The 21422-nt window shown below is 58.8% G+C and carries 17 protein-coding genes and 2 tRNA genes; 1 reads left to right on the top strand and 18 read right to left on the bottom strand.

Translation table 11 applies throughout. The annotated features are described in order from the left end of the window. Positions 1-15 precede the first annotated feature (15 nt). From infB to rlmE, 11 genes are all read right to left on the bottom strand, one after another. Complete coding sequence (gene infB / locus GXB78_RS13950) at positions 16-2544, bottom strand: translation initiation factor IF-2 (RefSeq protein ID WP_329515796.1); 2529 nt, start codon at positions 2542-2544, stop codon at positions 16-18. A 27-nt stretch (positions 2545-2571) separates the two neighbouring features. Next, positions 2572-4053: a transcription termination factor NusA gene (nusA, locus tag GXB78_RS13945; RefSeq protein ID WP_024011569.1), complete on the bottom strand. Its 1482-nt coding sequence runs from the start codon at positions 4051-4053 to the stop codon at positions 2572-2574. Between the two features lie 47 nt (positions 4054-4100). Next, a complete protein-coding gene (gene rimP, locus GXB78_RS13940) occupies positions 4101-4559 on the bottom strand; it encodes a ribosome maturation factor RimP (RefSeq protein ID WP_007973115.1) in 459 nt (152 codons plus the stop codon). A 139-nt stretch (positions 4560-4698) separates the two neighbouring features. Next, positions 4699-4775: transfer RNA gene (locus GXB78_RS13935), tRNA-Met, on the bottom strand. A 97-nt stretch (positions 4776-4872) separates the two neighbouring features. Further along, a tRNA-Leu gene (locus GXB78_RS13930) sits at positions 4873-4958 on the bottom strand. 22 nt (positions 4959-4980) lie between these two features. Then, positions 4981-5364, bottom strand: coding sequence for a preprotein translocase subunit SecG (gene secG / locus GXB78_RS13925; protein ID WP_016771756.1), 384 nt, complete (start codon positions 5362-5364; stop codon positions 4981-4983). Between the two features lie 4 nt (positions 5365-5368). Then, a complete protein-coding gene (tpiA, locus tag GXB78_RS13920) occupies positions 5369-6124 on the bottom strand; it encodes a triose-phosphate isomerase (RefSeq protein WP_329515795.1) in 756 nt (251 codons plus the stop codon). Between the two features lie 65 nt (positions 6125-6189). Then, entirely contained in the window at positions 6190-7527 is a 1338-nt protein-coding gene (glmM, locus tag GXB78_RS13915) for a phosphoglucosamine mutase (RefSeq protein WP_329515794.1), read from the bottom strand. Positions 7528-7543: 16 nt separating this feature from the next. Further along, positions 7544-8395, bottom strand: coding sequence for a dihydropteroate synthase (folP, locus tag GXB78_RS13910; protein WP_329515793.1), 852 nt, complete (start codon positions 8393-8395; stop codon positions 7544-7546). An 8-nt stretch (positions 8396-8403) separates the two neighbouring features. Continuing rightward, a complete protein-coding gene (ftsH, locus tag GXB78_RS13905; protein ID WP_016771759.1) occupies positions 8404-10311 on the bottom strand; it encodes an ATP-dependent zinc metalloprotease FtsH in 1908 nt (635 codons plus the stop codon). A 202-nt stretch (positions 10312-10513) separates the two neighbouring features. After that, on the bottom strand, positions 10514-11143 hold the full coding sequence (gene rlmE, locus GXB78_RS13900) for a 23S rRNA (uridine(2552)-2'-O)-methyltransferase RlmE (protein WP_329515792.1): 630 nt from the start codon (positions 11141-11143) through the stop codon (positions 10514-10516). A gap of 101 nt (positions 11144-11244) precedes the next feature. On the opposite strand from rlmE, the gene GXB78_RS13895 reads away from it, so the two are divergent. Continuing rightward, the gene (locus GXB78_RS13895) at positions 11245-11553 is read left to right on the top strand and encodes a YhbY family RNA-binding protein (RefSeq protein ID WP_003221534.1); all 309 of its coding nucleotides are present in this window, start codon (positions 11245-11247) and stop codon (positions 11551-11553) included. 9 nt (positions 11554-11562) lie between these two features. Here the strand turns inward: GXB78_RS13895 and GXB78_RS13890 are convergent, their stop codons facing one another. From GXB78_RS13890 to dnaK, 7 genes are all read right to left on the bottom strand, one after another. Next, positions 11563-11967: a hypothetical protein gene (locus tag GXB78_RS13890; RefSeq protein WP_016771762.1), complete on the bottom strand. Its 405-nt coding sequence runs from the start codon at positions 11965-11967 to the stop codon at positions 11563-11565. 28 nt (positions 11968-11995) lie between these two features. Beyond that, positions 11996-12472 carry a transcription elongation factor GreA gene (gene greA / locus GXB78_RS13885; RefSeq protein ID WP_101158199.1) on the bottom strand — a complete coding sequence of 159 codons (477 nt, stop codon included), beginning with the start codon at positions 12470-12472 and terminating at the stop codon, positions 11996-11998. 2 nt (positions 12473-12474) lie between these two features. Then, complete coding sequence (gene carB / locus GXB78_RS13880) at positions 12475-15696, bottom strand: carbamoyl-phosphate synthase large subunit (protein ID WP_039759558.1); 3222 nt, start codon at positions 15694-15696, stop codon at positions 12475-12477. A gap of 124 nt (positions 15697-15820) precedes the next feature. After that, positions 15821-16957: a glutamine-hydrolyzing carbamoyl-phosphate synthase small subunit gene (carA, locus tag GXB78_RS13875; protein WP_016771765.1), complete on the bottom strand. Its 1137-nt coding sequence runs from the start codon at positions 16955-16957 to the stop codon at positions 15821-15823. Positions 16958-17215: 258 nt separating this feature from the next. Then, positions 17216-18019: a 4-hydroxy-tetrahydrodipicolinate reductase gene (dapB, locus tag GXB78_RS13870; protein WP_016771766.1), complete on the bottom strand. Its 804-nt coding sequence runs from the start codon at positions 18017-18019 to the stop codon at positions 17216-17218. Positions 18020-18028: 9 nt separating this feature from the next. After that, entirely contained in the window at positions 18029-19153 is a 1125-nt protein-coding gene (gene dnaJ, locus GXB78_RS13865; RefSeq protein WP_039759565.1) for a molecular chaperone DnaJ, read from the bottom strand. Positions 19154-19450: 297 nt separating this feature from the next. Then, entirely contained in the window at positions 19451-21367 is a 1917-nt protein-coding gene (dnaK, locus tag GXB78_RS13860; RefSeq protein ID WP_042608859.1) for a molecular chaperone DnaK, read from the bottom strand. Positions 21368-21422: the final 55 nt, after the last annotated feature.

The raw sequence follows: 21422 nt of genomic DNA, 5'->3' as shown, positions 1-21422 counted from the left end.
CTTGAAGTGCGCGAGTCAGAGGCTGCGAGCAACCTGAACCTTCTCGAAGACTTCGATCTTGTCGCCGACTTTGACGTCGTTGTAGCTCTTCACGCCGATACCGCATTCCATGCCGGCACGCACTTCGGAAGCGTCATCCTTGAAGCGGCGCAGGGATTCCAGCTCGCCTTCGAAGATAACGATGTCTTCACGCAGTACACGGATCGGACGGTTACGGTGCACGACACCTTCGATCACCATGCAACCGGCGATCGCGCCAAACTTCGGCGAACGGAACACATCACGCACCTCGGCCACACCCAGGATGTTCTCGCGAACATCGCTGCCGAGCATGCCGGTCAGGGCTTTCTTGACGTCTTCGATGATGTCGTAGATCACGTTGTAGTAACGCATATCCAGACCTTCCTGCTCGACGATCTTGCGAGCGCCAGCATCGGCACGCACGTTGAAGCCGAACAGTACAGCGTTGGAAGCCAGTGCCAGGTTGGCGTCGGATTCGGTGATACCACCGACACCGCCACCCACGACGCGCACTTGCACTTCATCGTTGCCCAGGCCATTCAAGGCACCGTTCAACGCTTCCAGCGAACCACGGACGTCGGACTTGAGGACGATGTTGAGCGTCTTCTTCTCGGCCTGACCCATGTTTTCGAAGATGTTTTCCAGCTTGCCGGCGTGAGCGCGAGCCAGTTTGACTTCGCGGAACTTGCCTTGACGGAACAGAGCCACTTCACGGGCTTTCTTCTCGTCGGCAACCACGCTCATCTCGTCGCCAGCGTCCGGCGTACCGTCCAGGCCGAGAATCTCGACAGGGATGGAAGGACCGGCTTCCTTGATCGGCTTGCCGTTCTCGTCGAGCATGGCACGTACGCGGCCGTAGTTCGAACCGACCAGAACCATGTCGCCTTGACGCAGGGTACCGTCCTGAACCAGCACGGTTGCCACCGGGCCACGACCTTTGTCGAGACGCGACTCAACCACGACACCACGGCCAGGAGCCGACGGAGTGGCCTTCAGTTCGAGAACTTCGGCCTGCAGCAGAACGGCTTCAAGCAGCTCGTCCACGCCGGTACCCATCTTCGCCGAAACCGGTACGAATGGCGTGTCGCCACCCCAGTCCTCGGAAGTCACGCCGTGAACCGACAGTTCGCTGCGGATGCGATCGAGATCGGCGCCCGGCTTGTCGATCTTGTTCACTGCGACCACCAGCGGCACGCCAGCTGCCTGAGCATGCTGAACGGCTTCGATGGTTTGCGGCATCACGCCGTCGTCCGCTGCGACCACGAGGATCACGATGTCGGTCGCCTTGGCACCACGGGCACGCATTGCGGTAAACGCAGCGTGACCCGGGGTGTCGAGGAAAGTGACCATGCCGCGATCAGTCTCAACGTGGTATGCACCGATGTGCTGGGTGATACCGCCGGCTTCGCCAGCAGCTACCTTGGCACGACGGATGTAGTCGAGCAGGGAAGTCTTACCGTGGTCAACGTGGCCCATTACGGTCACGACTGGTGCACGGGAGAACGACTCGCCTTCAAACTTCAGGGACTCGGCCAGGGAATCTTCCAGGGCAGTGTCGCTGACCAGGGTCACTTTGTGGCCCAGTTCTTCGGCTACCAGTTGAGCAGTTTCCTGATCAAGCACCTGGTTGATGGTCGCTGGGGTACCCAGTTTGAACATGAACTTGATGATTTCAGCAGCCTTGACCGACATCTGGTTGGCCAGATCGCCAACCGTGATGGTCTCGCCGATCTGCACATCACGCACGACAGGGCCGGTCGGGCTCTGGAAACCGTGGGCGTTGCGCTTCTTCAGCTTGGCCTTGCCGCGACCACCACGACGGAAGCCATCGCTTTCTTCGTCGGTAGTGCGTGGCGCCACGCGTGGCGCCGGGGCTTTTTCCTTGACCGATGCGCGATGCGGAGCGTTTTTGCGCTCGCCATCACCGCCACCGCTGCGACGATTGTTGTCGTCGGCACGTGGCTTGTCCGGACGGCGCTGTTCGTTCTGCTTGTTGCGAACGTCAGCCGAAGGAGCTGGAGCAGCAGCCACCACCGGTGCGCTTTCGCGAACAGGTTCGGCAGCAGCCGGCGCCGCAACGGCGTCGCTGGCAGCGTTCTGCGCAGCAGCAGGCTGGCGACGCGCTTCTTCTTCGGCGCGTTGCTTGGCTTCTTCTTCAGCCTTCTGACGGGCAGCATTTTCTACTGCGCGACGCTCATCCAGTTCACGCTTGCGCTCGGCTTCGATTTCTTCCGGGCTGCGCTGTACGAAAACTTTCTTCTTGCGAACTTCAACGCTGATGCTCTTGCTACCAGCCACACGCAGGGTGCTGGTGGTTTTACGCTGCAGCGTGATCTTGCGTGGTTCTTCCACTTTCGCCTTGTGACTGCTCTTCAAGTGAGTCAGCAGGGATTGCTTCTCACTGTCAGTCACATTTTCGTCGGCGGCGGTGTGCGGCAGACCTGCCTCACGCATCTGCTGCAACAGGCGCTCTACCGGTGTTTTGACCTCATCGGCCAGTTGTTTCACCGTGACTTGCGTCATGCACTTCTCTCCTCAGGCCGCGCCTAATTACTCGAACCAGTGGGCTCGGGCGGCCATGATCAACTTGCCGGCACGATCATCGTCAATGCCGTCGATGTCGAGCAGGTCGTCAATAGACTGCTCGGCCAGGTCTTCGCGGGTAATTACGCCGCGCACCGCCAGTTCCATCGCCAAATCCTTGTCCATACCCTCAAGCGAGAGCAGGTCTTCGGCCGGATGGGCGTCTGCCAGCTTTTCCTCAGTAGCGATGGCTTTGGTCAACAAGCGATCCTTGGCGCGAGCACGAAGCTCGTTGACGATGTCCTCGTCAAAGCCGTCGATGTTGAGCATCTCCTCCACCGGTACGTAGGCAATCTCTTCCAGGCTGGTGAAGCCTTCATCTACCAGCACCTGAGCCAGCTCTTCGTCGACTTCCAGCTCGTCGATGAAGTTGCGCAGGATGTCGCCGGTTTCTGCTTGCTGCTTAGCCTGGATGTCCGATTCGGTCATCACGTTCAGGGTCCAGCCAGTCAACTGGCTGGCCAGACGCACGTTCTGACCACCGCGACCGATGGCCTGAGCCAGATTGTCTGCGCCAACGGCGATGTCCATGGCATGGGCATCTTCGTCAACGATAATTGCCGCAACCTCGGCCGGGGACATGGCGTTGATCACGAACTGGGCCGGGTTGTCGTCCCACAGCACGATATCAACACGCTCACCGCCCAACTCACCCGATACCGCTTGGACGCGCGAACCGCGCATACCGATGCATGCACCTTGCGGGTCGATGCGCTTGTCCTTGGAGCGGACGGCGATCTTGGCGCGCGAACCCGGATCACGGGAGGCGGCCATGACCTCGATGAGGCCTTCGGCGATTTCCGGCACTTCGATACGGAACAGCTCGATCAGCATTTCCGGCGCGGTACGCGACAGGATCAGCTGCGGGCCGCGGTTCTCGGTGCGGATTTCCTTGAGCAGCGCACGCAGACGCACGCCGACACGGAAGGTTTCGCGAGAAATGATGTCTTCGCGGGCCAGCAATGCTTCAGCATTATTGCCCAGATCGACGATCACGTTATCGCGGGTAACTTTTTTCACGGTGCCGGAGATGATTTCTCCCAGGCGCTCGCGATAGGCGTCAACCACTTGAGCGCGCTCGGCTTCGCGAACTTTCTGCACGATGACCTGCTTGGCAGTCTGTGCAGCGATGCGGCCGAACTCGATGGATTCGATTTTCTCTTCGACGACGTCACCAACCTTGGCGCCAGGATGCGTTTCGGCAACCTTGCTTGGCCAGGTCTCGATGGCCGGATCGTCGAGATCATTCTCTTCGACGACCGTCCAGCGACGGAAGGTTTCGTAGGAACCGGTGTGGCGGTTGATTTCCACACGCAGGTCCACTTCGTCTTCAAAACGCTTTTTGGTAGCAGTGGCCAGAGCCAGCTCCAGCGCTTCAAAAATTACGCTTGCCGGTACACCCTTTTCATTGGATACCGACTCAACAACCAGCAGTACTTCTTTGCTCATCGTACGCCTCGCCTTTCGCAAGCCATTGGATCCGCGGGATCCGCGTCTCAGTCAAAACTGGGAATAATGTTGGCCTTGTCGATCATATCGATCGGCAACAGGAACTCGTGGTCTTCCACCTGCACCACGACGTCCTGCTCTTCTACACCGCGCAGAAGGCCCTGAAAGTTGCGTCGACCTTCGAAAGGCGAGCGCAGCTTGATCTTCACTTGTTCACCGGCAAATTTGGCAAACTGCTCAAGAGTGAACAGCGGGCGCTCCATGCCAGGCGAGGAAACTTCAAGGGTGTATTCAACGGAGATCGGATCTTCAACATCCAGAACACCGCTGATCTGACGGCTGACAATGGCGCAATCGTCCACCAGCACGCCACCCTCTTTATCGATATAAACGCGCAACATCGAGTGACGACCCTGAGCCGAAAACTCGATACCCCAGCATTCATAGCCCAGGGCCACGACCACCGGGGCCAGCAAGGCCTGCAACTCTTCTAGCTTGCTCGACACCTGAACCCCCTAGTGCATGATATGTGCATGCTTTGCAAAATAAAAAAATGGGCATAACGCCCATCCTTGAAACGCCGTCGAACAGCGGCGTTGAAAGTATCCAGCTAACAAAAAGCCCCTTAAAAGGGGCTCCTTAAACTGGTTGCGGGGGCCGGATTTGAACCGACGACCTTCGGGTTATGAGCCCGACGAGCTACCAGACTGCTCCACCCCGCGACAAAGCTGGGGCGGAAGTATACGACCGATCCCTTTTAGGGTCAATGTAACCTTCCACCTGCAAGAAAGCCCGCAACAGCGGGCTCTCCTGACTAATTGGTACCGAGAAGGGGACTCGAACCCCTACACCCTATGGGCACAACCACCTCAAGGTTGCGTGTCTACCAATTCCACCACCTCGGCAATACTACGTTTGAAACTCTTCTTACTTCTGCTCTTGAGCTGGAGGCACGTCAGTCGCCGGAGTAGCCGACTTTTGCTCTTGAAGCACCGGGACATCATCAGAAGCCGGTTGTTGCTTAGGTACTTCCAACACTGCTGGATCTGGCAGACCTGCCTGAGTCAGCTGATGAGCCTTCTCTTTAGCAAAGTAACCTAACCCCAAGCTGGTTATGAAGAAACCGGCGGCAAGTATAGCAGTAAACTTACTAAGAAAGGTAGAGGAACCTTGGCTTCCGAACACAGTATTTGAAGCACCTGCTCCGAAAGACGCGCCAGCGTCCGCACCCTTACCCTGCTGCAGCAAAACCAGAGCAACTACGCCCAATGCACCCAGCAGATGAAAAACGACTACGACTGTTTCCAGCATTTTTTCAGTTTCCCGCGGCGCGACAGATCGCACCGAACTCATCTGCATTCAGGGAAGCTCCACCAATGAGCCCCCCATCGATATCCGGCATGCCGAACAGTTCGACCGCATTGGCCGCCTTCACGCTGCCGCCGTATAGAAGCCGCACACCTCGTGCGACTTCAGAATTCTCTGCCGCCAACTGGTCGCGAATGGCTTTATGCACATCCTGCGCCTGTTGCGGCGTTGCAGTCAGCCCGGTACCAATGGCCCAGACCGGCTCGTAAGCAATGACTGCCTTGGCAAAGGCACCGACACCCAGCTCCTCGATGATGCTGCCCAGCTGACGCCCGACAACCTCAAGAGTTTTTCCGGCTTCGCGCTGCTCGAGGGTTTCCCCTACACACAACACCGGAATCAAGCCACATGCCTGCGCCGCTGCGAACTTGCGATTCAGCATCCCGTCTCGCTCACCCATAATCTGGCGGCGTTCGGAGTGCCCGACAAGCACCAGGGAACATCCTGCATCCACCAGCTGACTGGGAGCAATCTCACCGGTCAGCGCACCTTGCATGGCTTCCACCGCGGAATTCTGCGCGCCGACCGAAATCGACTTGCCTTTTAAGCCATCAATCACTTGATTGATATACAAGCAAGGCGGGAATACCGCGACATCAACACCGCTTGGCAAGGCCAGATGACGAAGGCCATTGATCAGCTCAGCGACGCTGGCGCGGGTACCGTGCATCTTCCAGTTACCAGCTACCATAGGGCGACGCATGCTGTACCTCGTCGGTCAAAGTGGGCGCAGATGTTACCCAACACAATCATGGCTTGCAAGCCGTATCAGGCAGAAACTTCGGCTACCAGTTTTGCCAGCTCTTCGGCATAGCCGCGAACCTGGTTTTCATCTTCGCCTTCGACCATTACGCGCACCAGAGGCTCTGTGCCGGACTTGCGCAAAAGCACGCGACCGCGCCCCGCCATCGCCTGAGTCACACGGGCACTGGCTTCCTTGACAGCCGGATGCTCCAGCGGACTTTCACCGCCACCGAAGCGAACGTTGATCAACACCTGAGGGCACTTGCGCAACGCCTGCCGGGTTTGTGCGAGACCTTCGTTGCGCGATTTCAAAGCCATCAACACCTGCAAGGCTGCGATGATCGCATCGCCCGTGGTGGTGTGATTGAAACAGACGACATGCCCGGAGTTTTCCCCGCCTACGAGCCAGTTGCGCTCCTGCAGCTCAGCGATCACGTAGCGGTCACCGACATTGGCGCGCACGAACGGGATCGAAAGATCTGCCAAAGCCAACTCGAGGCCAAGGTTACTCATCAGGGTACCGACCACGCCACCCTGCAACTTGCCGCGCTCATGCAGATCGCGGGCAATGATAAACAACAGATCATCACCATCGACAATGGTGCCGGTGTGATCGACCATCAATACCCGATCGCCATCACCATCAAAGGCGATACCCAGGTCGGCATGCTCGGCCAGCACTGCCGCCTGCAATGGCCCCATGTGCGTGGAACCGCAGTTATCGTTGATGTTCAGTCCATTCGGCTGGGCAGAAAGCACGACGACTTCGGCGCCCAATTCACGGAAGACGCTCGGCGCTACCTTATAGGTTGCACCGTGGGCACAGTCGATGACGATTTTCAGACCGGCGAAGTTGGTCCCGGTAGGTACGCTGCTTTTGCAGAACTCGATGTAGCGACCCGATGCGTCATTGATTCGCGAGACCTTGCCGATCTTGCTCGACTCGACGACGGTCATCGGCGTATCCAGCAACTCTTCGATCATCAGCTCCAATTCATCCGGCAGCTTGGTGCCCTTGCCGGAGAAGAACTTGATACCGTTGTCGTCATGCGGGTTGTGCGATGCACTGATCACGATCCCGGCTTCAGCCTGGAAAGTGCGCGACAGGTAGGCGATGGCTGGCGTCGGCATCGGGCCGAGCAGCATCACATCGGCACCCGCCGAGGTCAGCCCCGCCTCGAGTGCAGACTCGAACATGTAGCCGGAGATCCGCGTGTCTTTGCCGACCAGCACCTTGCAGGCGCCCATCTTGCGGAAAGCCATGCCTGCCGCCCAGCCGAGCTTGAGCATGAAGTCAGGCGTGATCGGGTACTCACCAACGCGACCGCGAATGCCGTCGGTACCAAAATATTTCTTGCTCATAAGTGCTCCATCATTCTTATTCGGCTGATTCAACGGCCGCGATCATTCGCACCACATCGACGGTTTCCGCCACGTCGTGAACGCGCAATATCCGCGCGCCCTTGACCGACGCCAACGCCGCCAGCGCCAGGCCGCCATGCAGACGCTCGCCAACGGGACGATTCAAAGCGTGACCAATCATACTCTTGCGCGAAACCCCTACCAGCAGCGGTCGACCCAGCGCATGCAGGGCCTCCATGTGCTTGAACAAGCTTAGATTGTGCTGCAGGGTTTTGGCGAAGCCGAAGCCGGGATCAAGAATGATCCGCTCGGCAGGAATGCCCGCCTGCGCGCATTGATCCATGCGCTCGACAAGAAAATCACCGACCTCGCGAGTGACATCCTGATACTGCGGATTATCCTGCATATCGCCCGGCTCGCCGAGCATATGCATGAGGCAGACCGGCAACCCGGTCGCCGCTGCCGCATCCAGCGCACCAGCGCGACGGAGAGAACGCACGTCGTTGATCAATCCAGCGCCAAGCCGTGCGGTTTCGCGCATGACTGCCGGCGTAGAAGTATCAACCGAAATGATGACATCCAGCTCGCGATTGATCAGCTCGACAATCGGTGCGACGCGCTCAAGCTCCTCCAGAGGAGAAACCGCTCGAGCACCCGGCCGGGTCGATTCGCCGCCGACATCGATCAGCGTCGCACCAGCCAGCACCATGGCTTCGGCGTGGCGCAGAGCTGCGTCCAGCTGGCTATAACGGCCACCGTCGGAGAAGGAATCGGGAGTGACATTGAGAATGCCCATGACATGCGTATGGGCCAAATCAAGAACCCGGTTGCCGCAAGGCAACCGGGTCAGGGACTGAACAGAAGTCATTTCAAACCTTAAACGTCAGCAGCCGGACCGCCAATCGGTTTTTCCGGACGCTCGTCCTGCACGACAGGCGGCGGAGGCGTACCGGTGCCACCGGACCAGTCACGCGGCTCACGAGGGGTGCGACCCGCCATGATGTCGTCGATCTGCTCGGCATCAATGGTTTCGTACTTCATCAGCGCATCAGCCATGGCATCCAGCTTGTCACGGTTGTCCGTGAGGATCTGCTTGGCGGTGCCGTAGCACTGATCGATAATGCTGCGCACTTCGGAGTCGATCAGCTTGGCTGTCTCACCGGAGAAGCTGGCAGCCTGACCGCCACCGCCGCGACCGAGGAACACTTCGCCCTCTTCTTCGGCGTACATCAGCGGACCGAGTTTTTCCGACAGCCCCCACTTGGTCACCATGTTCCGGGCAATCTGGCTTGCACGCATGATGTCGTTGGAGGCACCGGTGGTCACACCATCGAAGCCCAGCGTCATTTCTTCAGCAATACGGCCACCGTACAGCGAGCAGATCTGGCTGATCAACGCGCGCTTGGACAGGCTGTAGCGATCTTCTTCCGGCAGGAACATGGTCACACCCAGCGCACGACCGCGCGGGATGATCGAGACCTTGTAGACCGGGTCATGCTCAGGTACGACGCGACCGACAATGGCGTGGCCAGCTTCGTGATAAGCAGTGTTCTGCTTTTCTTTCTCGGACATGACCATGGATTTGCGCTCGGCGCCCATCATGATCTTGTCTTTGGCCAGTTCGAACTCTTTCATCTCGACAATACGCTTGCCACTGCGAGCAGCGAACAGCGACGCTTCGTTGACCAGGTTGGCCAGGTCAGCACCGGAGAAGCCCGGAGTACCACGTGCGATGACTGCCGGAGCAACGTCGTCGCCCATTGGCACTTTGCGCATGTGTACTTTGAGAATCTGCTCGCGACCACGAATGTCTGGCAGGCCAACCACCACCTGACGGTCGAAACGGCCCGGACGCAGCAGCGCAGGGTCGAGTACGTCCGGACGGTTGGTTGCGGCAATCACGATGATGCCGTCGTTCATTTCGAAGCCGTCCATCTCTACCAGCAACTGGTTGAGAGTCTGCTCACGCTCATCGTGACCACCACCCATGCCGGCACCACGATGGCGACCCACGGCATCGATTTCGTCGATGAAGATGATGCACGGTGCGTGCTTCTTGGCCTGCTCGAACATGTCGCGGACGCGGCTGGCGCCGACACCGACGAACATTTCGACGAAGTCGGAACCGGAAATGGTGAAGAACGGCACTTTCGCTTCGCCGGCAATCGCCTTGGCCAGCAAGGTTTTACCGGTACCTGGCGGGCCGACCATCAGCACACCGCGTGGAATGCGGCCGCCCAGACGCTGGAACTTGCCCGGATCACGCAGGAACTCGACCAGCTCGCCGACTTCTTCCTTGGCTTCGTCGCAACCGGCAACGTCAGCCAACGTGGTTTTGACCTGATCCTCGGAGAGCAGGCGCGCCTTGCTCTTGCCGAAGCTCATCGGCCCGCCCTTGCCACCGGCGCCGCCCTGCATCTGGCGCATGAAGAACATGAACACCGCGATGATCACCAGGATCGGGAAGCTGGCCACCAGAAGCTGGGTCCAGATGCTTTGCTGCTCAGGCTGCTTGCCTTCAACCACAACGTGATTGTCGACCAGATCGCCGATCAGGCCATTGTCCTGGATTGCCGGACGAATGGTCTTGAAGCTGTCGCCATCGGTGCGCTTGCCGGTAATCACATAGCCATCGACGGCTACGCGCTCGACCTTGCCATCCTTGACCTGCTGGATGAAGTCGGAATAGTTGAGGGTCTGCGGCTCGTTAGGGCTGGAGAAGTTGTTCATCACCGTCACCAGGACAGCCGCGATGATCAACCACAGGATCAGATTCTTTGCCATATCGTTCAATTAACTACCCTCTGAAGCAAGCTCCGCTACTGGCGCGCGCTTCGCATGATATTCACCGGCCTAACTTACTACATTACCTACAACTCTGGCAGGCGCCGTCTGTAACCCTTTGTGAAACACTTTCTACACAATATTCGCTTATGCACGCAGAGCGAAATATGAAAAACCTATCGCCCTGCCGAAAAACCTCGTTTTACGCATCACCGCCGCGATAACCCCAGGCGAGCATGTATTGCTCGCGGGAGCTGCCACGGGAAGAGTCTGGCTTGATCATCTGGATCTTGTCGAATTTCTTCCGAGCATCCTTCAGATAAACATCGAACCCTTCACCCTGAAAAATCTTGATAACAAAATTGCCACCGGGCTTTAGGATCCGTTCCGCCAGGTCCAGAGCCAGCTCACAGAGGAACATGGCCTTGGGCATATCCACTTCGGGCGTACCACTCATATTGGGGGCCATATCGGAAATCACAAGGTCCACCTGCGAATTACCCACGGCCTCCAGGATTTCAGCGAGCACCGCATCCTCAGTGAAGTCGCCCTGGATAAAATGCACGTCCGGAATACTGTCCATTTCAAGAATGTCAGAAGCGATCAGACGCCCCTGGCCACCGATCAATCGACTGGTGACCTGCGACCAGCCACCCGGCGCCGCGCCGAGGTCGACCACGCTCATGCCCGGACGGATCAATTTGTATTTTTCCTGGATCTCCAGAAGCTTGTAACTTGCACGCGAGCGATAGCCATCCTTCTGCGCCTGCTTCACATAAGGATCGTTGACATGTCTTTTCAGCCAACCAAGGCTTGTCTTGGAACGCGCCATTGGGCACCTCGATGATTAGGGTCGTGATTAGTTGGGCGGATCCACGAACCCTCGGGTAAAATGGCCGCCATTTTACAGAATCCAGACGAAAGGGTCAGATTATGCCGCTCACTCCAGAGCAGAAGAAACAGTACAAATCCATCGGCCACCACCTCAAACCAGTATTGACGGTGGCGGACAACGGTTTGACCGAAGGTGTTTTAGCCGAACTTGAACGCGCCCTGGCGGATCACGAGCTGATCAAGATCAAGCTCAACATCCTCGACCGCGAGTCGCGTTTGGCGCACATCGCCGAACTGTGCAAGGTCGGCAAAGCGGACCTGGTTCAGGTCATCGGCAAGATGGCTCTGGTCTACCGCAAGAACTTCAGCGTCAACAAGCAGCTGTCGAACGTTCATCGCTTCAAGTGATGCGCAGGGTCAAGGGTGTGCTTCGCGCACCCTGCCACTCCATCCCGGCACCGGCTGCATGACCAGCACCAACCCGGAAAATCCCAGCACCAGATAACTGAATACCTGCCAGCGCTGCGCATCCGGCCAGCCGACACGCACGGCGACATACATTGCGCACGCGTACAACGCCATCAACAGCACCTGCCCGCGAAAATCCCGCCATAGACTGCCAAGGCCCTCGGCCTGTACCAGCACCAAAGCCTGAAAAATCACGCACAGAGCGGCGAATCCCACCACCAGCACTTCGAATGCACTGGCAACTTCGTCGATCAACAGCGGCGCCAGACCGATCTGGCCCAGCGCCGGCTGCAAACCGATGTGAATCAACCATAGACCACCGACCCAAAGCATCTGGGTCAGTTGCCAAAGCATGGCGCCCGCATGCAGCGGGCGCCTTCTTTCAGATGTGACGAACTTCGACAATCTCGTACTCGATCACGCCGCTTGGCGTTTTGACGGCGACCACGTCGCCCTCTTCCTTGCCGATCAAGGCGCGGGCCAGCGGCGAACCGACGGAAATCTTGCCGAGTTTGAAGTCAGCCTCATCCTCACCCACGATGTGGTAAGTGACGCTTTCATCAGTCTCGACGTTGGCGATTTCGACGGTAGTACCGAAAATCACTTTGCCGGTGTGCGGAATCGCCGTGACATCGATGATGACCTGATTCTGAATCCGGCCTTCGATGTCACGAATCCGCGCCTCGACCATGCCCTGCTGTTCGCGCGCGGCATGGTATTCAGCGTTTTCCTTCAAGTCACCCAATTCGCGGGCCGTACCGATGTCCTGGCTGAGCTTCGGACGAACGACCTTGGTCAGGTGAGCATGTTCTTCTTCCAGGGCTTTGGCGCCCTGAACAGTCATCGGGTACTTGGTTATGCTCATGCCTTCAATCCTGCGTGTAGATCCTGCAAGCGGCGTACGGTCTTTTCCGGACCGAACTTCAGCGCTTCGCAGATCGCTTCGCCCGCAGCGATGGTGGTGGTGCAGTAGATCTTGTGCTGCAGGGCGTTGCGACGAATGGAGTACGAATCGGCGATCGACTGACGACCTTCGGTAGTGTTGATGATCAGCGTGACTTCGTCATTCTTGATCATGTCGACCACGTGTGGACGCCCCTCGGTCACCTTGTTTACGCGGCGCACTTTCAGGCCTGCCGCTTCGATCAGCTTGGCAGTGCCAGCAGTGGCGACCACTTCGAAGCCCAAGTTGATCAGATCACGGGCCACGCCTGCAACCAGTGGCTTGTCGTCATCGCGCACGCTGATGAACGCGGTGCCGCCGGTCGGCAGTACTTCGCTGGCGCCCATCTGCGCCTTGGCGAATGCTTCGCCGAAGGTGTCGCCGACGCCCATTACTTCACCGGTCGACTTCATCTCTGGGCCGAGGATCGGGTCAACGCCAGGGAACTTGGCGAACGGGAACACCGCCTCTTTCACGCTGTAGAAGTTCGGGATGATTTCCTTGGTGAAGCCGATTTCCTTCAGGGTCTTACCGGCCATCACGCGGGCAGCGATCATCGCCAGGGAAACACCGATGCACTTGGAAACGAACGGCACGGTACGCGAGGCGCGCGGGTTGACTTCGATGACGTAGATGTCTTCGCCTTGCAAAGCCAATTGCACGTTCATCAGGCCGACAACGCCCAGTTCGAGGGCCATTTTCTTGACCTGTTCGCGCATCTCGTCCTGGATGTGCGCCGGCAGCGAGTACGGCGGCAGCGAGCACGCGGAGTCACCGGAGTGAACGCCCGCCTGTTCGATGTGCTGCATGATCGCGCCGATCACCACGTCTTTGCCGTCGCAAACCGCGTCCACGTCCATTTCGATGGCGCAGTTGAGGAAGTGGTCGAGCAGCACCGGGCTGTCGTTGGACACTTGCACCGCGTCACGCAGGTAACGCTTGAGCTCGTCTTCCTTGTAGACGATTTCCATCGCACGGCCACCCAGTACATAGGACGGGCGCACCACCAGCGGATAACCGATTTTCGCGGCAGCACGAACTGCTTCGTCTTCGCTGCGCACGGTGGCGTTTGGCGGCTGACGCAGGTTCAGGCGCTCGACCATTTGCTGGAAGCGCTCGCGGTCTTCGGCACGGTCGATAGCATCAGGGCTGGTGCCGATGATCGGCACGCCAGCAGCTTCCAGCGCGCGAGCCAGTTTCAACGGAGTCTGGCCGCCGTACTGGACGATCACGCCTTTCGGCTTCTCGACGCGGCAGATTTCCAGCACGTCTTCCAGGGTTACCGGCTCGAAGTACAGTCGGTCGGAAGTGTCGTAGTCGGTGGAAACGGTTTCCGGGTTGCAGTTGACCATGATGGTTTCGTAGCCGTCTTCGCGCAGGGCGAGAGCAGCGTGAACGCAGCAGTAGTCGAACTCGATGCCCTGGCCGATACGGTTCGGACCGCCACCCAGGATCATGATCTTGTCGCGACCCGACGGCGCGGCTTCGCACTCTTCCTCGTAGGTCGAGTAGAGGTAAGCGGTGTCGGTGGCGAACTCGGCGGCGCAGGTGTCAACGCGCTTGTAAACCGGGAATACTTCGAGCTTCTGACGATGAGTGCGCAGGTTTTTCTCGGTGACGCCCAGCAGCTTGGCCAGACGCTGATCGGAGAAACCTTTGCGCTTGAGCTTGAACATCAGGTCACGGTCGATCGAGGACAGACCGAGAGTCTTGACCTTCTCTTCGTCCTTGATCAGGTCTTCGATCTGCACCAGGAACCACGGATCGATCATGTTCATGCCGAAGATGTCTTCGACCGACAGACCGGCGCGGAAGGCGTCCGCCACGTACCAGATACGCTCGGCGCCCGGCACGGTCAGTTCGCGCTTGAGCACGCTCATGCTTTCCGGGTTGCTCAGATCGAGCTTCTCGTCCAGACCGCAAACGCCGACTTCCAGACCACGCAGGGCTTTCTGCAGGGATTCCTGGAAGGTCCGGCCGATGGCCATGACTTCACCGACCGACTTCATTTGCGTGGTCAGGCGCGCGTCAGCCTTGGCGAATTTCTCGAAGGCGAAGCGTGGCAACTTGGTCACGACGTAGTCGATCGACGGCTCGAAGGACGCCGGGGTCTTGCCGCCGGTGATGTCGTTCGACAGCTCGTCGAGGGTGTAACCCACAGCCAGCTTGGCCGCGACTTTGGCGATCGGGAAACCGGTGGCTTTCGAAGCCAGTGCCGAGGAACGCGATACTCGCGGGTTCATCTCGATCACGACCATGCGGCCAGTGTTCGGGCAGATACCGAACTGCACGTTGGAACCGCCGGTCTCGACGCCGATCTCGCGCAGTACCGCCAGCGAGGCGTTACGCAGGATCTGGTATTCCTTGTCGGTCAGCGTCTGGGCTGGAGCGACGGTGATCGAGTCGCCGGTATGCACGCCCATCGGGTCAAAGTTTTCGATCGAGCAGACGATGATGCAGTTGTCCTTTTTGTCGCGGACAACTTCCATTTCATATTCTTTCCAGCCAATCAGCGATTCGTCGATCAGCAGCTCTTTGGTCGGCGACAGGTCCAGACCACGGGCGCAGATTTCCTCGAACTCTTCACGGTTGTAGGCGATACCGCCACCGGTGCCGCCCATGGTGAAGGACGGACGGATGATGCACGGGAAACCGAGGGTTTCGAGAACCGCGTTGGCCTCTTCCATGCTGTGCGCGATGCCGGAACGCGGGCACGCCAGGCCGATGGATTTCATCGCCTTGTCGAAACGCGAACGGTCTTCAGCCTTGTCGATGGTGTCGGCGTTGGCGCCGATCATCTCTACACCGAACTTCTCGAGAACGCCTTCGCGCTCCAGGTCCAGGGCGCAGTTCAATGCAGTCTGGCCGCCCATGGTTGGCAGTACGGCGTCCGGACGTTCCTTTTCGATGATCTTGGCAACGGTCTGCCACTTGATCGGCTCGATATAGGTGGCATCGGCCATGTCCGGGTCGGTCATGATGGTGGCCGGGTTGGAGTTCACCAGGATGACGCGGTAACCCTCTTCGCGCAGGGCTTTGCAGGCCTGGGCGCCGGAGTAGTCGAATTCGCAGGCCTGGCCGATCACGATCGGGCCAGCACCGAGAATCAGGATGCTTTTAATGTCTGTACGTTTTGGCATGGTTTGTCACTCAAATCCGCAGGTCAGTCGGCAAGCCGTCTTGATCGATTTCTGAAGTCCCGAAGGGGCCGCCGGTGCCGGGGCCGCCCTCGAGGGCTTCTCTCTATAGTCTCAAGGCGAACGCTTAGCGTCGCTTGGCCATCTCGTTGATGAAGCGGTCGAACAGTGGCGCAACATCGTTCGGGCCCGGGCTCGCTTCAGGGTGACCCTGGAAGCTGAACGCGCTCTTGTCGGTGCGCTCGATGCCTTGCAGGGTGCCGTCGAACAGCGATTTGTGGATCGCGCGCACATTGGCCGGCAGGGTGGCTTCGTCTACCGCAAAACCGTGGTTCTGGCTGGTGATCATCACCACGCCCGTGTCCAGGTCCTGCACCGGGTGGTTGGCACCGTGGTGGCCGTGGCCCATTTTCAGGGTCTTGGCGCCGGAGGCCAGAGCCAGCAGCTGGTGGCCGAGGCAGATGCCGAACACCGGCGTCTCGGTTTCCAGCACTTCCTTGATCGCCTGGATCGCGTAGTCGCATGGCTCCGGATCACCAGGGCCGTTGGACAGGAACACGCCGTCCGGCTTCAGCGCCAGCACATCGGCGGCTGGAGTCTGCGCAGGCACTACGGTGACGCGGCAGCCGCGCTCGACCAGCATTCGCAGGATGTTGACCTTGACACCGTAGTCGTAGGCGACCACGTGGTATGGCAGTTCGGAAGCTTCGATGGTTGCGTGGCTGTCGGTTTTCAGATCCCAGACAGTCGAGCGCCATTCGTATTGAGTCTTGGTGCTGACGACTTTCGCCAGGTCCATGCCCTTCAGGCCCGGGAAGCCTTGCGCAGCGGCGATGGCCGCTTCTTCGGAGATGTTGTCGCCGGCCATGATGCAGCCGTTCTGTGCGCCCTTTTCACGCAGGATGCGGGTCAGGCGACGGGTGTCGATACCAGCGATTGCCACTACATTGTTGGCTTTCAGGTAATCGGACAGGGACATCGTGTTACGCCAGTTGCTCGCTACCAGCGGCAGGTCACGGATGACCAGGCCAGCGGACCATACGCGGTCGGACTCGGCATCTTCCGGCGTGGTACCGGTGTTGCCGATGTGCGGGTAAGTCAGGGTAACGATCTGTTGGGCGTAGGAAGGATCGGTAAGGATTTCCTGATAGCCGGTCATTGCGGTGTTGAACACCACCTCACCAACGGTCTGACCGTCGGCTCCAATGGCTTCGCCGCGAAAAATGCTGCCATCAGCAAGGGCGAGTATGGCTGGCTTAGTCAAGAAGACCTCCCGTAAATAACGCATGAAAGGGCAATCGCAGGTTGTAAAAAAGCGGAGTGACGTATGGACACGTCACCCCGCTTCTTCACTGAAATTATTCTGCGCGCTTTTAGTGGACACACTAAAGCTGTAGCTTACAGAAAAGGCCGTTTTTGGTCCACCGCTAAAGAGCCTTAAAGGCCGGGGAATGCGACAGGTCGTCGCCAAGCGGTAAAAACCGGCGCAAAACGGGACGTTTGCGCCGGGTTCAGCAACGACTCAACGCAGGTCGAGCACGTCTTGCATGTCGTACAGGCCCGGCTCGCGACCATCCAGCCACAGCGCCGCACGCACCGCGCCCTTGGCGAAGGTCATGCGGCTCGAAGCCTTGTGGGTGATCTCGACGCGCTCGCCATCGGCAGCGAACAGGACGGTGTGATCACCGACGATATCGCCGGCGCGCACGGTGGCGAAACCAATGGTTTCACGCTCACGCGCACCGGTCTGACCTTCGCGACCGTAGACCGCGACCTTCTTCAGATCACGCCCCAGCGCATCAGCAATCACTTCACCCATACGCACGGCGGTGCCCGACGGGGCATCGACCTTGTGGCGGTGATGGGCTTCCATGATTTCAATGTCGACATCGTCGCCCAGCACGCGCGCAGCGGTGTCGAGCAACTTCAGGCAGAGGTTGACGCCAACGCTGAAATTGGCGGCGAAGACGATTGGAATGTCCTTGCCCGCCTCGGCCAGCAACTGCTTCTCTTCCACACTGAAACCGGTGGTACCGATGATCATCGCCTTGCCATGTTTGCGGCAGAACGCGAGGTTCTTCAGGGTCACAGTCGGGTGGGTGAAGTCGATCAACACATCGAACTCCTCAACCACACGATCCAGATCACCGGACAGCGGCACGCCGATACGGCCCAGCGCTGCCAGCTCACCGGCATCCGCGCCGACCAGCGTGCTGTCGGGACGATCGACCGCCGCCGTCAGACCGGCACCCGGCGTCTGCTGCACTGCTTCAATCAGGGTCTTGCCCATGCGCCCGGCGGCGCCCATCACTGCAATACGTCGCATGCCGACTCCTTACAAATCGCCGAAGAAACGCTTCACACCGTCGAACCAACCGGTGGTTTTCGGCGAATGGCTGTTGTCGTCAGCCAGGGAGCTGCGGAATTCTTCCAGCAGTTCACGCTGACGACGATTGAGGTTGACCGGCGTTTCCACAGCCACACGACACATCAGGTCACCGGCACCGCCGCCACGCACTGGCGCCACGCCTTTGCCGCGTACGCGGAACTGCTTGCCGGTCTGCGTGCCTTCGGGGATTTTCAGTTTGACGCGACCGTCGAGGGTCGGGATTTCCAGCTCGCCGCCCAACGCTGCATCGACGAAGCTGATCGGCACTTCGCAGAACAGATGCTTGCCGTCACGCTGGAAGATGTCGTGCTCGCGCACATTGATCACAACATACAGGTCGCCAGTCGGCCCGCCCTGGGTACCCGCCTCGCCTTCGCCGGACAGACGAATGCGGTCGCCGGTATCAACACCGGCCGGTACTTTCACCGACAGGGTTTTGTACTCTTCGACGCGACCGTCGCCGTGGCAGGAGTCGCACGGATCGGAAATGATCTTGCCTTGGCCATGGCAGCGCGGGCAGGTCTGCTGCACCGAGAAGAAGCCCTGCTGCATGCGCACCTGACCGATGCCGCCGCAGGTCGGGCACGTCGTCGGCGAGGAGCCTTTCTTCGCACCGGAACCATCGCACGGCTTGCAATTGACCAGTGTCGGAACGCGGATATTCACCGACGTGCCGCGCACTGCTTCTTCCAGATTCAGCTCCAGGGTGTAGCGCAGATCGCTGCCACGCTGCGCGCCGCCACGGGAACCGCCGCGACCGCCACCAAAGAAGTCACTGAAGACATCGCCAAAGATGTCCGAGAAATTCTGGCCACCGAAACCTGCACCGCCGCCGCCCATGCTCGGATCGACGCCAGCATGACCATACTGGTCGTATGCCGCGCGCTTGCTGGCGTCGGACAACACTTCATAGGCCTCGTTGGCCTCTTTGAATGCTTCTTCCGAAGCCTTGTCGCCGGGATTACGGTCGGGGTGGTGCTTCATGGCCAGACGGCGATAGGCCTTTTTCAGGTCCGCTTCGCTCGTGCCCCGCTCGACACCCAATACTTCGTAATAGTCACGCTTTGCCATAAGTTCTTTGCACTCTTAAGGACGTTCGGCAAACCCCTCCTGAGCCTCGCCAAACTCGTTGAGCCCCCATTAAGGCCCGGACCCAACTCACGTCAATTCAACGATCCTGGTCTTGATTGATGCGGTATCTGCGGCGCGAAAAGCAGGAGCATTCCCGGCCATACCGCCAACATCCGAACGCTGTCGCATGCTGTAAAAATTCGCGTATTCCAGATACGCCAACGCGGGAGGCAAGCTCCCGCGCGGCGACATCCTACCAGTCACCGCCGCAAGGCAGTCAACCGGGCGACCAACAACTTACTTGTGGTCTTTTACTTCTTCGAACTCGGCGTCGACAACGTCGTCAGCCTTCTCAGCCGATTCGCCTTGCGGGGCTGCGCCATCAGCTGGCTGAGCCTGTTCGGCGTACATCTTCTGAGCAACCGGAGCGGAGACTTTCGACAGCTCTTCAACCTTGGCTTCGATGGCAGCCTTGTCGTCGCCTTTGACGGCGGCTTCCAGAGCAACCACGGCGGCTTCGATTGCAGTCTTCTCTTCGGCGGTGACCTTGTCGCCCGCGTCAGCGATCATCTTGCGAGTCGAGTGCACGAGTGCATCACCTTGGTTACGGGCAGCGGCCAGTTCCTCGAACTTGCGGTCTTCCTCGGCATTCGCCTCGGCGTCACGCACCATGCGCTCGATTTCTTCGTCGGACAGACCGGAGTTGGCCTTGATCACGATCGACTGGGTCTTGCCGGTAGCCTTGTCTTTCGCGCCGACGTGCAGGATGCCGTTGGCGTCGATGTCGAAGGTCACTTCGATCTGCGGCACACCACGTGGAGCTGGTGGAATGTCGGCCAGGTCGAACTTGCCCAGCGATTTGTTCTGTGCGGCTTGCTTGCGCTCGCCCTGCAGAACGTGAATGGTCACAGCGCCCTGGTTGTCGTCGGCAGTCGAGAACACTTGCGATTTCTTGGTAGGAATCGTGGTGTTTTTCTCGATCAGCGCGGTCATCACGCCACCCATGGTTTCGATACCCAGGGTCAGCGGGCTGACGTCGAGCAGCAGCACGTCTTTCACGTCGCCGGCCAGAACAGCACCCTGAATCGCAGCACCCATGGCAACGGCTTCGTCCGGGTTGACGTCTTTACGCGCTTCTTTACCGAAGAAATCGGTAACCAGCTTCTGCACCAGCGGCATACGAGTCTGACCACCGACCAGAATCACGTCGTTGATCGCGCTGACGTCGATACCGGCGTCTTTCATGGCAATGCGGCAAGGTTCGATGGTGCGCTGAACCAGGTCTTCAACCAGTGCTTCGAGCTTGGCACGGGAGATTTTCACGTTCAGGTGCTTAGGACCGGTCGCGTCTGCAGTGATGTACGGCAGGTTGACGTCGGTCGACTGAGCGGACGACAGCTCGATCTTGGCTTTCTCAGCGGCTTCTTTCAGGCGCTGCATGGCCAGCGGGTCACCCTTGAGGTTCATGCCGCTTTCTTTCTTGAATTCGTCAACGAGGTAGTCGATCAGACGAATGTCGAAGTCTTCACCGCCGAGGAAGGTGTCACCGTTGGTGGCCAACACTTCGAACTGGTGCTCACCGTCAACTTCAGCGATTTCGATTACGGAAACGTCGAAAGTACCGCCACCCAGGTCATAAACGATCACGGTGTGATCGCCCTTGGCCTTGTCCATACCGTAGGCCAGAGCGGCTGCGGTTGGTTCGTTGATGATACGTTTTACGTCCAGACCAGCGATGCGGCCGGCGTCTTTGGTGGCCTGACGCTGGCTGTCGTTGAAGTAGGCCGGAACGGTGATCACCGCTTCGGTCACTGCCTCGCCGAGGTAGTCTTCGGCAGTCTTCTTCATCTTCTTCAGAATTTCAGCCGAGATTTGTGGCGGAGCCATTTTCTGGCCGTTCACTTCAACCCAGGCGTCATTGTTGTCAGCCTTGACGATCTTGTAAGGGACCATCTGGATGTCTTTCTGCACAACTTCTTCGTCGAAACGACGGCCGATCAGACGCTTTACTGCGTACAGGGTGTTGTGCGGGTTGGTGACAGCCTGACGCTTGGCCGACTGACCTACCAGAATTTCGCCATCGTTGGCGTAAGCGATGATCGACGGCGTGGTACGCGCGCCTTCAGCGTTTTCAATAACTTTGGCTTTGCCGTTTTCCAGCACGGAGACGCAGGAGTTGGTAGTCCCCAGGTCGATACCGATAATTTTGCCCATGTTCACTCTCCCGAAACTTTGGATTTTGTTGCCGCAGCAGTGGTGGCTGACTGCG

Origin of the sequence: Pseudomonas moraviensis subsp. stanleyae (assembly GCF_036283065.1) — a bacterium.
Lineage (GTDB): Bacteria > Pseudomonadota > Gammaproteobacteria > Pseudomonadales > Pseudomonadaceae > Aquipseudomonas > Aquipseudomonas stanleyae.
Note: the sequence above shows the minus strand (reverse complement) of the source record. Positions and strands in the feature narration are given on the sequence as shown.

Bases quoted from the DNA above. Each gene is read 5' to 3' on its own strand.
- ftsH (WP_016771759.1), bottom strand. From the start codon at position 10,311: ATGGCAAAGAATCTGATCCTGTGGTTGATCATCGCGGCTGTCCTGGTG.
- dnaJ (WP_039759565.1), bottom strand. From the start codon at position 19,153: ATGGCAAAGCGTGACTATTACGAAGTATTGGGTGTCGAGCGGGGCACG.
- nusA (WP_024011569.1), bottom strand. From the start codon at position 4,053: ATGAGCAAAGAAGTACTGCTGGTTGTTGAGTCGGTATCCAATGAAAAG.
- secG (WP_016771756.1), bottom strand. From the start codon at position 5,364: ATGCTGGAAACAGTCGTAGTCGTTTTTCATCTGCTGGGTGCATTGGGC.
- carB (WP_039759558.1), bottom strand. From the start codon at position 15,696: ATGCCAAAACGTACAGACATTAAAAGCATCCTGATTCTCGGTGCTGGC.
- folP (WP_329515793.1), bottom strand. From the start codon at position 8,395: ATGACTTCTGTTCAGTCCCTGACCCGGTTGCCTTGCGGCAACCGGGTT.
- infB (WP_329515796.1), bottom strand. From the start codon at position 2,544: ATGACGCAAGTCACGGTGAAACAACTGGCCGATGAGGTCAAAACACCG.
- GXB78_RS13890 (WP_016771762.1), bottom strand. From the start codon at position 11,967: ATGCTTTGGCAACTGACCCAGATGCTTTGGGTCGGTGGTCTATGGTTG.
- dapB (WP_016771766.1), bottom strand. From the start codon at position 18,019: ATGCGACGTATTGCAGTGATGGGCGCCGCCGGGCGCATGGGCAAGACC.
- GXB78_RS13895 (WP_003221534.1), top strand. From the start codon at position 11,245: ATGCCGCTCACTCCAGAGCAGAAGAAACAGTACAAATCCATCGGCCAC.
- dnaK (WP_042608859.1), bottom strand. From the start codon at position 21,367: ATGGGCAAAATTATCGGTATCGACCTGGGGACTACCAACTCCTGCGTC.
- tpiA (WP_329515795.1), bottom strand. From the start codon at position 6,124: ATGCGTCGCCCTATGGTAGCTGGTAACTGGAAGATGCACGGTACCCGC.
- rlmE (WP_329515792.1), bottom strand. From the start codon at position 11,143: ATGGCGCGTTCCAAGACAAGCCTTGGTTGGCTGAAAAGACATGTCAAC.
- glmM (WP_329515794.1), bottom strand. From the start codon at position 7,527: ATGAGCAAGAAATATTTTGGTACCGACGGCATTCGCGGTCGCGTTGGT.